This window comes from Variovorax sp. PMC12 (assembly GCF_003019815.1).
In the GTDB taxonomy this organism is placed as follows: Bacteria; Pseudomonadota; Gammaproteobacteria; order Burkholderiales; family Burkholderiaceae_C; genus Variovorax.
Map to the genome: position 1 here is coordinate 321,564 of NZ_CP027773.1, position 13,938 is coordinate 335,501.

The window sequence follows — 13,938 nt, forward strand, 5'->3', positions numbered from 1 at the left end:
CGCGAGAGAAAAAGAAAAATGGCAGAACAGGAAGCGGCATCGAAGCCGCAGGCAACCGAGCGCGAACCCCAGACGGCGGTGGCGCCGCTGAACACGATCGTGAAGGAAGACGTCGCGGCTGCGAGCAAGGCGGTGGACGACTGGCTGCGTTCGTTCAGCGGCGGCTACGTGACGCTGGAGCGCCTGACGATGGTGCTGGGCAGCATCCCGATCGTCGGCAACATCATGGCGCTGGTGGATGTGTTCCTGGACATCATCAACATCGTCGAGAAAAAGGCCAAGGACAGCGTCGATGCGTTCCTGAACTGGGTGAGCCTGGGCATCAACCTGATCGGGCTGATTCCGATACCGCCGAGCATGGCGGCCGCGCGCATGAGCCTGCGGCCCACGCTGCACCTGGTGAAGCAGGAGCTGAAGACGGCGGCCTCCAACCTTGGCGAGGCCATCGTCACCACGCTGGTGGGGCACCTGAACGCCACCATCATGGGCGAGCTGGACAAGTTCATCGACGGTGCGATCGCCAAGCTCGACGGCATCCTCAAGAGCTGCGCGGACCTGGCCGACAAGATCATCGACAACCTGGTGGACGTGATGCGCCGGGTGCTGGGCCAGAAGGACCTGTTCGCGGTGGGCACGCCCGCGTCGCCGGAGACCAAGGTACACGACCCGAAGACGCAGAGCACGTGGAGCCGGATGTGGGGCACGGCGGTGCGTTACACCAAGCAGTCGGCGAACTACGTGGCGAAGGCGGCGGCGAGCCAGTTGCCCGATGGCGTCGCGAGCAGGGTCAACGGTGTGATCGGGCAGATGCTGGACTTCAAGCAGCAGCTGCGTGGGCAGCTCTCGAGGCTGGCGGACAAGGAGTCTCAGGCCAGCATCATGTGGCTGCTGCACAAGCTGCGGGATGCACTGCTGAAGAGGAAAGGCCAGCGCGCGGCGATCGTGGCTCCGCAGGCGGGAGCTGTGGCGCAGAAGGACAAGCCCGGTGACCAGCTGGGGCATATCGGCAAGCAGGCGCCAGCGAACGGACGAGGGTGCGCTCTCAAGAATCGCCCGGCGCCAGCGCGCAAAGGCGGCTCCATCAGTCTCTCGATGGGTGATGAAAGCTTCACCCACACAGACTTCGTGCTCGCAGCACCGCTGCCGATCGAATGGGCGCGCACCTACGCCAGCGACCTCGATGCCTTCGACCGGGGCAGCTTGGGCGCTCGCTGGATCACCCCCTACAGCATGCGCGTGGACATCACCACGCCCGCGCGAGGCGCACGCCAGGGCCAGCGCAGCCTGCTCCACCACGCCGCAGATGGCCGCAGCCATGCGTATCCGGTGCTGGCCGCGGGCCAGAGCTACTTCGACGCGATCGAGGAAGTCCGCGTCTCGCGCCTGGGCGAGAGCCTGCTGGTGCTGGACTTCGGCAAGCCCTTGCCCGAGGGCGAGCAGAGCGAGTGGCGCGAGATCTACGAGTACGTCGACGGCAAGCAGCCCCACTTCCGCCTTGTCGCCCAGCAGGCGAAGGACGGCATGTCCATCGGCCTGCGCTACGACCACGTCATTGCAGAGACGGGCGAGCGCGTGCTCAGCGACATCATCAGCAAGCACGGCGAAGCCGTCATGGCGCACGTGGGCACGAAGCCCGATGCGCAGACCGGGCTCATCCAGTCGCTGTGGGAGTTGAAGGACGGCCAGGTCGTGCGGCAATTGGCTGCGTATACGCACGATGCGCAGCGCGACCTCGTCGCCGCGCAGGACGAGGACGGCGCGAGCTGGCGCTACACCTACAGCCACCACCTCGTGACCCGCTACACCGACCGCACCGGCCGGGGCATGAACCTCGAGTACGACGGCACCGGCCCCGACGCCAAGGCCGTGCGCGAGTGGTCCGACGACGGCAGCTTCGCGCTGAAGCTGGAGTGGGACAGGAACATCCGGCTGACCTACGTGACCGATGCGCTGGGCGGGGAGACCTGGCACTACTACGACATCCAGGGCTACACCTACCGCATCATCCATCCGGACGGGCTGCAGGAGTGGTTCTTCCGCGATGACGCGAAGAACGTCACGCGCCATGTGCATACCGACGGCACGACCGACGATTACACCTACGACCCCGACGGCAACCTGCAGACGCACACGCGCGCGGACGGCAGCCGGGTGCACTACGAGTACGACAGCCTGCATCGCCTGACGGGCATCCGCGATGCGGAAGGCGGCGTGTGGAAGCGCGACTACGACGCGCAGGGCCATCTCACCGAAGAGATCGATCCGCTGGGGCACAAGACCGAGTACGCCTACGACAAGGCCGGCAGGCCCGTGCGCATCACCGATGCGAAGGGCGGCGTGAAGCTGATGAGCTACACGCCTCGCGGCCGGCTCGCGAGCCTCACGGATTGCTCGGGCAAGACCAGCCGCTGGACATACGACGATCGCGGCCGGCTCACCACGGCGGTCGATCCTGCGGGCAACGTCACGCGTCACCTCTACAGCCGCCCGGAACAAGACGCGGTGCCGCATGCCCAAGGCAGCGTGCCGGGCCTGCTCCACGAGATCGTCCTGCCCGACGGAACGCGCGAGCAGACACTGCACGACCCCGAGGGACGCATGCTCGCGCATGTCGACGGGCTCGGACGCCGCACGCGCTACAGCTATGGCCGCGCAGGCCTGATCGCGGGCCGTACGGATGCCGAGGGGCATTCGCTCAAGTACCAGTGGGACTTGCTGGGCCGTCTCGTCGAATTGCGCAACGAGAATGGCAGCCGCCACAGCCTGCGCTACGACCTCGTGGGCCGGTTGCTGGAGAAGATCGACTTCGCTCAGCGGACCACGCAGTACCGTTACGAAGAAGGCACCGGCCGGCTCGTCGAGGTTCAAGCGGGCGGGCGGGTGGTGCAGCTGCAGGCCGATGCACTGGGCAGGATGACCGAGCGGGCCGTCGGCAGCCAGGTCGAGCGCTTCGCCTTCGACCGCAACGGGCGCATGGTCGAAGCATCGAACGACGACGCGCGCCTGCAGTGGTTCTACGACCCGGCCGGCAACCTGACGCGTGAGCACCAGCACGATCTGCAGGCCGGACGCACGGCGATATGGCAGCACCGCTACGACGCGCTCAACCAGCGCGTCGCCACGATCCGCCCCGACGGCCACACGACCCAGTGGCTCACCTACGGTTCGGGCCACGTGCACGGCCTGTTGCTGGACGGACACGACATCGTCGGCTTCGAGCGCGACGACCTGCATCGCGAAGTGCTGCGCGAGCAGCGCAACGGCCTGACCCAGAAGCTGCGTTACGACAACGCAGGCAGGCGGCTGGAGCAGCAGGTCGTGCCGGGCCAGGCGAGCGCACCCGGCGCGCTGCAACTGCAGCGCACCTACGGCTACGACAAGGCGGGGCAGCTGGTGGCGATCGGCGACAGCCATCACGGCAACCTCGATTACCGCTACGACCCGGTCGGCCGCCTGGTCGAGGCCAACAGCCGTTTCGGACGGGAGACCTTCGCCTTCGATCCTGCGGGCAACATCGTCGAGCCCGACGGCACGTCCGGAGGAAGCCGGGCTCCCATCGTTCCCTTGCTCGACAACCTGCTCGAGGCTTATGCCGGCGTCCGCTATCGCTACGACGAGCACGGCAACGTGGTCGAGCGCGTGTGCAACGGCCGCTCGACCACCTTCGCATGGGACGGTTTCGGGCGGCTGAGCTCCGCCACGGACGAAGACGGCACCCAGACCTCGTTCGCCTACGACCCGATGGGCCGCCGCATCTCGAAGCGCTCGCGAGACAGCATCACCCGGTTCGGCTGGGATGGCGACACGCTCGCCTTCGAAAGCACGCGGAGCCTTGCCGCAGAGCAGGAAGACAACGGACGCGGCTGGAGCGTGCATTACATCCACGAGCCGCGCTCCTTCGCGCCGCTGATTCAACTGCGCCAGGCGCATGCGATCGTGCCGGGCAGGACGCCCGACGTGCGGGAGCTCATGGCCGCCAACGGCGGTGCCTACGACATCGAGCAAGACCCGCTGTGGAACGGCGAACTCCAGCTGGGACAACGCAGCTTCGAGGCGGACGAGATCGCCTTCTACCAGTGCGACCATCTCGGCACGCCTCGGGACCTGACCGACCACGAAGGTCACGTCGGCTGGTCGGCCCAGTACAGGGCCTGGGGCGAGGCGCGCGAAGTCATCAGCGAAGCGGGGCGACGTGCCGGCCTATCCAACCCCATCCGTTTCCAGGGACAGTACTTCGATGCCGAGACGGGGCTGCACTACAACCGCTACCGCTACTACGATCCGGCGAGCGGCCGGTATGTCTCGCCCGACCCGCTGGGGCTTGCGGGCGGCCTCAACCTGTACGCATACGTCGGCGGCAACCCCGTTCGCGGCATCGACCCGCTGGGGCTGGTCGACATCAACCTGTTCCCGCACAACGAGGCGATCCGCCAGTCGGCCGACAACATCCCAAGCCCGCCCGGCACGTTCACGGTCGGCTCCCATGGCAACCCGAGCATCATGACCGACACCGCGCTCAGGGGCGTCACCCCTGCGCAGATGGCAGAGCGGATCAAGGCGCACCCGTCTTACACAGAAGGCCAGAAGGTGCAGCTGATGTCGTGCGAGACCGGCAAGGGCACCGACCCCTACGCCCAGAAGCTGGCCAACGAGCTCAATGCGCCTGTCGTGGCGCCCGACAAGCTCCTGTGGATCTGGCCCCACGGTGCCTACAAGCCCGCCGGCCAGAAGGCCGACGGCACCATGGACACCGCCGATCCCGGCGTCTGGCATACCTTCAACCCCAAGTCATGAAGAACATCGATCTCAGGTTCGGCGCGAAGCTGGCAGTGCTGCTTCCTCTTCTTCTGAACCTTCCAGTCTCTTACGCAACGGAGAACCAAGCCATGGACAAGCCCGACGCCGCACCAGCCTCTTCCTCATCGCCCATCTCGGGCGCGCGGTCCTTCGCATTGACGGACGCGCAACGAGCCGAACTGGTCACGAAGGCCGAGGCCGGCGACGCCGAAGCCGCGTTTCGTCTCTCGCTGTACTACACCTTCGCGTCTTCCGACGACGTTCAGCGCACCCGCTGGCTGACGGTAGCGGCCAAGGCCGGGCACGTCGTGGCGCAGCACAACCTGGCCTACGACCTCTACATGAGCGGCAAGGACCTCGCCGAGGCCGCGCACTGGGCGGCGGAGTCGGCGAAGAACGGCAATGCGGAGGCGGGCGACCTGCTCAAGGAAATCGAAGCGGCACGCGCGAAGGCCCGGGGCTCGCGTCCGTGAGTTCGGTCTTGCCGCTGTTTGAAATCGAATCGCCGGGGCGGCTGGTGCTCAACACTCCAATCGTGATGGCATTGGCGAACGCTTTCGGGCTGTTCGAGAAGGCGGACCAACCGAGGGGCATCGAATGTCTTCCCAAATCATCATCCTCGCCCACGACATGTGGCGCAAAGGCGCAGGCGGCGCTCCCGCCGGACTCGTCGGCCAGGCCGACAGCTTTGCCTACGCCGGGCTCGACCTGGGCCTTGCCCAGTTCGCCTCGACGACCTTCGCAGGCACGAGTTTCACGGCCACGAGCTTCAGGCAGGCGGGCTGGAGCGGCTGCCAGTTCACGGGCTGCAGCTTCAGCCAGTGCGACTTCGGCAACATCTCGATCACGGGGTGCACCTTCGTCAACTGCAGCTTCACGCGCGCGAACTTCGACGGCGCGAACATCGGAAGCAGCACCTTCAGGCAGTGCCAGTGGGACGACATCAGCTTCGCCGGCGGCAGCTGGAATGACGTCGGCGTTCTGGACTGCAGCGGCACCGTGGTGCACGCGCAGGGGCTGCAGGGACGCAGCGTTGACTTCACGGGCAGCACCTTCGAACAGCTCGAGTTCCAGGGCGCCAACATCAACTGAGCCCTCACTGGCACCTCATCACTTCATCTATTCCATGATCATGAAAAACATCAAGGCCACCCTTGTCGCCGCTGTCTTCCTGGGCGCCGCTTCTCTATGTGCTGCGCAAGCGGAAACGAAAACCGCGCTGACCAAGCTGCACCAGAGCTACGAGAAGCAGGGCCGTCGTGCGCTCGGCATGCCTGAATACGGCAAGCGCGTGCAGTTCGCGGCGGTGGTCATCGAAGCGTCCGATTCCTTCGGCGGTACGTCGCTGATCCGCGCTGCCGACGTGCGCGGCAGCCAGGAGCTGGCGCGCCTGACACCTACGGACGACGCGCAGAGCCAGAGGATGGGCGAGATGCGCAGCGGTGCGAAGTTCACCGCGAGCTGCGAGGTCGGCTTCGCGATGGGGTCGGCATTTCTCACGATGAAGGACTGCGTGATCCAGCCTTGAAGAGCATCGATTCACAGCACTGACAAGACAAGGCATCAGCCAGAGGCAGGGAGAGAAGATGGCAGAAAAAGAGGGCCCGCAACAGCAAGGCCAGAAGCCGACCGAGCGCGAACCCCAGACGGCGGTGGCGCCGCTGAACACGATCGTGAAGGAAGACGTCGCCGCTGCGAGCAAGGCGGTGGACGAGTGGCTGCGTTCGTTCAGCGGCGGCTACGTGACGCTGGAGCGCCTGACGATGGTTCTGGGCAGCATCCCGATCGTCGGCAACATCATGGCGCTGGTGGATGTGTTCCTGGACGTCATCAACATCGTCGAGAAGAAGGCCAAGGACAGCGTCGATGCGTTCCTGAACTGGGTGAGCCTGGGCATCAACCTGATCGGGCTGATTCCGATACCGCCGAGCATGGCGGCCGCGCGCATGAGCCTGCGGCCCACGCTGCACCTGGTGAGGCAGCAACTGACGACGGCGGCCTCCAACCTGGGCGAGGCCATCGTCACCACGCTGGTGGGGCACCTGAACGCCACCATCATGGGCGAGCTGGACAAGTTCATCGATGGGGCGATCGCCAAGCTCGACGGCATCCTCAAGAGCTGCGCGGACCTGGCCGACAAGATCATCGACAACCTGGTGGACGTGATGCGCCGGGTGCTGGGCCAGAAGGACCTGTTCGCGGTGGGCACGCCCGCGTCGCCGGAGACCAAGGTGCACGACCCGAAGACGCAGAGCACGTGGAGCCGGATGTGGGGCACGGCGGTGCGCTACACCAAGCAGTCGGCGAACTACGTGGCGAAGGCGGCGGCGAGCCAGTTGCCCGATGGCGTCGCGAGCAGGGTCAACGGTGTGATCGGGCAGATGCTGGACTTCAAGCAGCAGCTGCGTGGGCAGCTCTCGAGGCTGGCGGACAAGGAGTCGCAGGCCAGCATCATGTGGCTGCTGCACAAGCTGCGGGACGCGCTGCTGAAGAGGAAAGGCCAGCGCGCGGCGATCGTGGCTCCGCAGGCGGGAGCCAAGGCAGAAAAAGAAAATCCCGGGACGCAGCTCGGTCACATCAACAAGCAAGCCGGTGCACAAGGGACCGCAGGCTGCAAGAACTGCCCCGCGCCGGCACGCAAAGGGGCTTCCATCAGCCTTGCCACAGGCAACGAGAGCTTCACCCACACCGACTTCGTGCTCGCAGCACCGCTGCCGATCGAATGGGCGCGAACCTACGCCAGCGACCTCGATGCCTTCGACCATGGCAGCTTGGGCGCACGCTGGATCACCCCCTACAGCATGCGCGTGGACATCACCACGCCCGCGCGAGGCGCACGCCAGGGCCAGCTCAGCCTGCTCCACCACGCCGCCGACGGCCGCAGCCATGCGTATCCGGTTGTGGCCGCGGGCCAGAGCTACTTCGACGCGATCGAGGAAGTCCGCGTCTCGCGCCTGAGCGAGAGCCTGCTGGTGCTGGACTTCGGCAAGCCCTTGCCCGAAGGCGAGCAGAGCGAGTGGCGCGAGATCTACGAGTACGTCGACGGCAAGCAGCCCCACTTCCGCCTTGTCGCGCAGCAGGCGAAGGATGGCATGGCCATCGGCCTGCGCTACGACCACGTCATTGCAGAGACGGGCGAGCGCGTGCTCAGCGACATCATCAGCAAGCACGGCGAAGCCGTCATGGCGCACGTGGGCACGAAGCCCGATGCGCAGACCGGGCTTATCCAGTCGCTGTGGGAGCTCAAGGACGGCCAGGTCGTGCGTCAATTGGCCGCCTACACGCACGACGCGCAGCGCGACCTCGTCGCCGCGCAGGACGAGGACGGCGCGAGCTGGCGCTACACCTACAGCCACCACCTCGTGACCCGCTACACCGACCGCACCGGCCGGGGCATGAACCTCGAGTACGACGGCACCGGCCCCGACGCCAAGGCCGTGCGCGAGTGGTCCGACGACGGCAGCTTCGCGCTGAAGCTGGAGTGGGACAGGAACATCCGGCTGACCTACGTGACCGATGCGCTGGGCGGGGAGACCTGGCACTACTACGACATCCAGGGCTACACCTACCGCATCATCCATCCGGACGGTCTGCAGGAGTGGTTCTTCCGCGATGACGCGAAGAACGTCACCCGCCACGTGCATACCGACGGCACGACCGACGACTACACCTACGACCCCGACGGCAACCTGCAGACGCACACGCGCGCGGACGGCAGCCGGGTCCACTACGAGTACGACAGCCTGCATCGCCTGACGGGCATCCGCGATGCGGAGGGCGGCGTGTGGAAGCGCGACTACGACGCGCAGGGCCATCTCACCGAAGAGATCGATCCGCTGGGGCACAAGACCGAGTACGCCTACGACAAGGCCGGCAGGCCCGTGCGCATCACCGATGCCAAGGGCGGCGTGAAGACGCTCGCCTACTCCGCGTCGGGCCAACTGCTCAGCTACACCGACTGCTCCGCAAAGACCAGCCGCTGGGATTACGACGAACGAGGCCGGCTCACCAAGGCTGCCGACGCCGCCGGCAACGCGACCGGATATCGCTACGCTGCCGGCCAGCTCGAAGAAATCGTGCCGCCCGACCAGACGAGCGAGCAGTTCGAGCACGATGCCGAAGGCCGGCTGCTGAAGCACACCGACGCGCTGGGGCGCGCCACGCGCTACAGCTACACGCGCGCCGGCCTGATCGCCGGCCGCACCGACGCCGCGGGCCGCTCGCTCAAATACCACTGGGACCTTCTGGGCCGCCTGACAGAACTGCACAACGAGAACGGCAGCCGATACGACTTTCGCTACGACCCGGTGGGCCGCCTGCTGGAAGAAACCGGCTTCGACCGCAAGGCTACGCAGTACGTGCACGAAGAGACGACGGGCGTGCTCGCCGAAGTGGTCGAGGCGGGCCACCGCACCGAACTCGAATTCGATCCACTCGGCCGCTTGAGCGAACGCCGCGCCGGTGGCCAATCCGAACGCTTCGCCTACGACCGCAACGGCCGCCTGCTGGAGGCGACCAACAGCGACGCGCGCCTGCAATGGTTCTACGACCCGGCCGGCAACCTGACGCGCGAGCATCACCACTACCTGCAGCGCAAGCGCACGGCTGTCTGGCAGCACCGCTACGACGAACTCAACCAGCGCATCGCCACCGTGCGGCCCGACGGGCACGTCATCCAATGGCTGACATACGGCTCAGGCCACGTGCACGGCCTGATGATCGACGGCCAGGACATCCTCGGCTTCGAGCGCGACGACCTGCACCGCGAGGTCGCACGCGAGCAGGGCAACGGCCTGAGCCAGCGGCAGAAGTACGACCCGGCAGGTCGGCTGCTCGAGCAGCAGATCTCGCGCACCAGTTCTGGCGCCATCGAATCGACCACAGGCATCCAGCGCCGCTACAGCTACGACAAGGCCGGCCAGCTGATTGGCATCGGCGACAGCCGCCGAGGCAACCTGAGCTACCGCTACGACCCGGTGGGCCGTCTGCTGGAGGCCAACAGCCGAGTGGGGCGCGAGACGTTTGCATTCGACCCGGCGGGCAACATCGTCGACCCGCCGGCGACCAACGACCCGCTCAGGCACCCTGCCAACAAGTTGCTGGACAACCTGCTGAAGAACTACGCCGGCACCAGCTACCGCTACGACGAACGCGGCAACATGACCGAGCGGGTGCGCCACGGCTGGCGCACCGTCTTCGCATGGGACGGCTTCAACCGCATGACGGCGGCGACCGACCAGCGCGGCATCACCACCTCCTTCAGCTACGACGCGCTGGGTCGTCGGCTCTCCAAGAGTTCTGGCGAGACCACGACACTGTTCGGCTGGGACGGCGACGTGCTCGCGTTCGAGAGCACGCAGAGCAAGTCAGCGATGGAGGAAGGCGGCGAGCACGGCTGGAGCGTGCACTACATCCACGAGGCGAACTCGTTCGTGCCGCTGGTGCAGGTGCGCCAGGCGCGCGCGATGGCGCTGAGCGAGACGACGGATGCGAAGGCGTTGATGGAAGCTAACGGCGGCGTCTACGACATCGAGCAGGATCCGCTGTGGAACGGCGAGCAGAGGCAGGTGCCGCGGGCGTTCGACAGGAAGGAGATGGCGTTCTACCAGTGCGACCATCTTGGAACACCGCAGGAGTTGACGGACCATGAAGGCAGTGTTGCCTGGTCGGCGCAGTACAAGGCGTGGGGGGAGGCGAGGGAGGCGATCAGCGAGGCTGGGAGAAGAGCGGGGTTCAGGAATCCGATTCGGTTTCAGGGGCAGTATTGGGATGAAGAGACGGGGCTGCACTACAACAGGTATCGGTACTACGATCCGGTCGGCGGAACATTTGCTAGTTCCGATCCAATTGGCTTGGCCGGTGGCGGGCACCTGCATTTATATGTACCAAGCCCCACGCAGTGGATCGATCCTCTGGGCTTGAAATATGTCTCAACTGGAAGATCTCCGACGGTCGTCTCTGGCAAGGACAGCTCGAGCAAGGCTTCGACCCAACAGTTGTCGGAATGGCGGCGAAGAATATGCCCATCTGCAATTGGTGTTACTAGAGATAAATTTCTCGGAGACGAAATGGTGAAAGTTGGCCCCGGAAAATGGCGAAGCATCGATGGCACTCGGCAATTCAGAGTTGGACCCAGCGATTATTCAGGAGGGCATGGCATGGGCTCACCGAACGTTCCGAACACGCCTCATGTTCATTTCGAATTCTTGTCGCCAAAAATTAATAATGGCCAGCCAACAGGAAATTTTCTAGTGACGAAAAATGTTCATGTTCCTTTGGATTGCTCATGATAATTTTTAACATCGGTCCGTTTAGTAAAGACGAATTAACAATACGATTCGATCGAGAAGGCGCTATAAAATTTCTGGACGCTGTTTCATTTTTTCTCAACCAGGTGACTGATGCGGTCGTGATTGATTGTTTGCAGTACACAAGAAATGTGGTTGATGCCGCGGAAATAGAGCTCAAGCGAAAAGATGAAAATCATCTGGAAATTAGGGATGGGAGATTGATGCTTTTTATTTCCGACGAGGCACTTGAATATGCGGAATTCCTGCTCAAGAAATTTCTTGTCGAAGGGGATTTCGCGCCAGCAGAGTTTTATAGTTTTTCGAGAAGAGGTAGAAAATATGATACGCAAGTATTTTTTACGAAATTTTCTTCAATTGAAAGCATGATTTCCAGCAATGGTCGTCGATAACGAGTAAGTTGCAGGGGCGATCGAGCGCACTTGGAGCAAGCCAGTGATGGCGGTGTCTACGACGTCGAGCAGGAACTTTGTGGAACGGCGAGCAGATAGATACTTGGTCGACTCAGCACCGGAGTAATAGCTATCCTGGGCTTCGAACGCGACGACCTGCACCCGGAGCTTGCACGCGAGCAAGGAAACGGACTGAGCCAGCGGCAGAAATACGACCCGGCGAGCCGGCTGCTAGAACAGCACATCTCGCGCACCAGGCCAGGCGCCATCGAATCGACCAAGGGCATCCAGCGCCGCTACAGCTGCGACAATGCTGACCAGATGATTGGCATCGACGACAGCCGCCGAGGCAACCTGAACTACCGTACGACCCGGTGAGCCGGCTGCTGGAGGCCAACAGCTGACTCGAGCGCGAGTTTGCGTTCGACCCGGCAGACAGCATCGTCGACCCGGCCCCCGGTTAAAGATCCTCTGAGGCACGCGGGCGGCAAGCTGCTGCACAACCTGATGATGTGATACTTCCACGGGATGCCTCAAGCATGAAATCCTTGAATCTTAATTATTTGCGTGGCTTGTATGATTTTTTGCTTGAAAAAAGTGATGGGGAATTGGAGAGTTTTGACATCAACCTGCCTGCAAATAGAAAAGCTCTTTTTGAAGAGATGAAGCGTAGATTTTCGGAATTTGGACCAGTCTCAAAATCAAATGTGATCAATGGATTATGCTTTTTGATCTCCAATTATTCCGACGATCTTTTGTGGAGGAGTGCGGTTCCACATGATCTGCCTCTCAATGTGATTGTTGATAGAGGAGGCTATTTGAAGGAGGTTTTGGCTGTATTGGTGAAGGATGATTTTTTGCTGGCCGATCCCAAGGACTTTGTTCTGATCGATGAGGTTGGACCAACGGGTTTGGATTTTTCAAAGTGATTCACTGAAAGATCGAATTCTTGTGATGCGATAGCAGTGTGTGATGGCGTCAGCCTCCCGCCACGACGCTGTTTCGGCTGGGCCGGAGATGCTCACCCCAGAGAAAGCCAGGCAGGTCAGTGATCGATGCGTGCGGCGAGAGCTACATCGCGAGTCGATCTCGCTCGCGCCGCTGATGCAGCTGCGCTGGACGAGCGCGGTGGCGCTGAGCGCCGTCACCTGCAGCTGCGACGCACCGGATACCGGCCATGCGACGCCCAAGGTAAGTCTCGAAAACTGTTTGATTCAGGTCTCCATACGCCGACCCGTCTCTCCGCTGTGGTGACCGCATCAGGCTCCATTTCATCTCCGGGTTTCCGATAACTAAATCGCCTTGATTTAGTCGCCCCTCTGCCCGATAGTCCCCTTGCGCCCGGACGCCCGCCTTCAACGCCAGCGATCCGGATCCAAAACCGCAGGGCGCATCGCCCAGCGCCCGCTCAAGGAGACACACCATGCCCAGCAGCAGCCCCCGCACCATCCTGGCCATCGCGGCCATGTCCCTCGTTGCCGCCAGCGGCGCCTTCGCCGCCGACCAGCCGGTCATCGGCCTCGTCACCAAGACCGAAACCAACCCCTTCTTCGTCAAGATGAAGGAAGGCGCGCAGGAAGAAGCCAAGAAGCTCGGTGCCAAGCTGCTCTCCGGCGCAGGCAAGGCCGACGGCGACAACGCGGGCCAGATCACGGCGATGGAAAACATGATCGCGGCCGGCGCCAAGACCATCCTGATCACGCCGAGCGATGCCAAGGCGATCGTGCCGGCGATCAAGAAGGCGCGCGACAAGGGCGTGATGGTGATCGCGCTCGACAGCCCGGCGGATCCGCCGGATGCCACCGACGCACTGTTCGCCACCAACAACTACACGGCCGGCGTGCTGATCGGCGAATACGCCAAGGCCGCGATGGCGGGCAAGCCGGCGAAGATCGTCGCGCTCGACCTGCTGCCGGGCCACCCCGTGGGCGCGCAGCGCCACAACGGTTTCATGAAGGGCTTCGGCCTGCCGGCCAACGACGCCAAGTCGAACGAACTGTCGAAGTCGCCCGAGATCGTCTGCATGGCCGACAGCTACGGCGACCAGGCCAAGGCGCAGACGGTGATGGAAAACTGCCTGCAGAAGGCGCCCGAGGTGAACCTCGTCTACACGATCAACGAGCCCGCCGCCGCCGGTGCCTACAACGCGCTCAAGCGCGCCGGCAAGGAGAAGGGCGTGATGATCGTGTCGGTCGATGGGGGCTGCCAGGGCATCAAGGACACGGCCGCCGGCATCATCGCCGCGACCTCGCAGCAATACCCGCTGAAGATGGCTGCCATGGGCGTGGCCGCGGGCGTGGAATTCGCCAAGACGGGCAAGAAGGCATCGGGCTACGTCGACACCGGCGTGACGCTGATCGCCGGCAAGAGCGTGGCGGGCGTCGACAGCAAGGACACCAAGACCGGCACCGAGCTGTGCTGGGGCAAGAAGTAAACGGCGG

8 protein-coding genes are annotated in these 13,938 nt (G+C 63.8%); all 8 read left to right on the top strand.

Features of this window, described 5'->3' with window-relative positions:
* Nucleotides 1-18: 18 nt before the first annotated feature.
* A complete protein-coding gene (locus C4F17_RS01470) occupies nucleotides 19-4,794 on the top strand; it encodes an RHS repeat-associated core domain-containing protein (RefSeq protein WP_106934019.1) in 4,776 nt (1,591 codons plus the stop codon).
* Between the two features lie 92 nt (nucleotides 4,795-4,886).
* Nucleotides 4,887-5,270 carry a hypothetical protein gene (locus tag C4F17_RS01475; protein ID WP_159053581.1) on the top strand — a complete coding sequence of 128 codons (384 nt, stop codon included), beginning with the start codon at nucleotides 4,887-4,889 and terminating at the stop codon, nucleotides 5,268-5,270.
* A 124-nt stretch (nucleotides 5,271-5,394) separates the two neighbouring features.
* Nucleotides 5,395-5,889 carry a pentapeptide repeat-containing protein gene (locus C4F17_RS01480; RefSeq protein WP_106934021.1) on the top strand — a complete coding sequence of 165 codons (495 nt, stop codon included), beginning with the start codon at nucleotides 5,395-5,397 and terminating at the stop codon, nucleotides 5,887-5,889.
* Between the two features lie 40 nt (nucleotides 5,890-5,929).
* Nucleotides 5,930-6,325: a hypothetical protein gene (locus C4F17_RS32655; protein ID WP_159053582.1), complete on the top strand. Its 396-nt coding sequence runs from the start codon at nucleotides 5,930-5,932 to the stop codon at nucleotides 6,323-6,325.
* 58 nt (nucleotides 6,326-6,383) lie between these two features.
* Nucleotides 6,384-11,087, top strand: a complete 4,704-nt coding sequence (locus C4F17_RS01490; protein ID WP_106934023.1) for an RHS repeat-associated core domain-containing protein — start codon at nucleotides 6,384-6,386, stop codon at nucleotides 11,085-11,087.
* Nucleotides 11,084-11,497, top strand: coding sequence for a hypothetical protein (locus C4F17_RS32660; protein ID WP_159053583.1), 414 nt, complete (start codon nucleotides 11,084-11,086; stop codon nucleotides 11,495-11,497). Before C4F17_RS01490 ends, C4F17_RS32660 begins: the two co-directional genes overlap by 4 nt.
* Nucleotides 11,498-12,036: 539 nt before the next feature.
* Nucleotides 12,037-12,426 (top strand): hypothetical protein, encoded by a 390-nt coding sequence (locus C4F17_RS32665; RefSeq protein WP_159053584.1) that lies wholly within the window; start codon nucleotides 12,037-12,039, stop codon nucleotides 12,424-12,426.
* Nucleotides 12,427-12,920: 494 nt separating this feature from the next.
* A complete protein-coding gene (locus tag C4F17_RS01495) occupies nucleotides 12,921-13,931 on the top strand; it encodes a sugar ABC transporter substrate-binding protein (protein ID WP_106934024.1) in 1,011 nt (336 codons plus the stop codon).
* Nucleotides 13,932-13,938 lie beyond the last annotated feature (7 nt).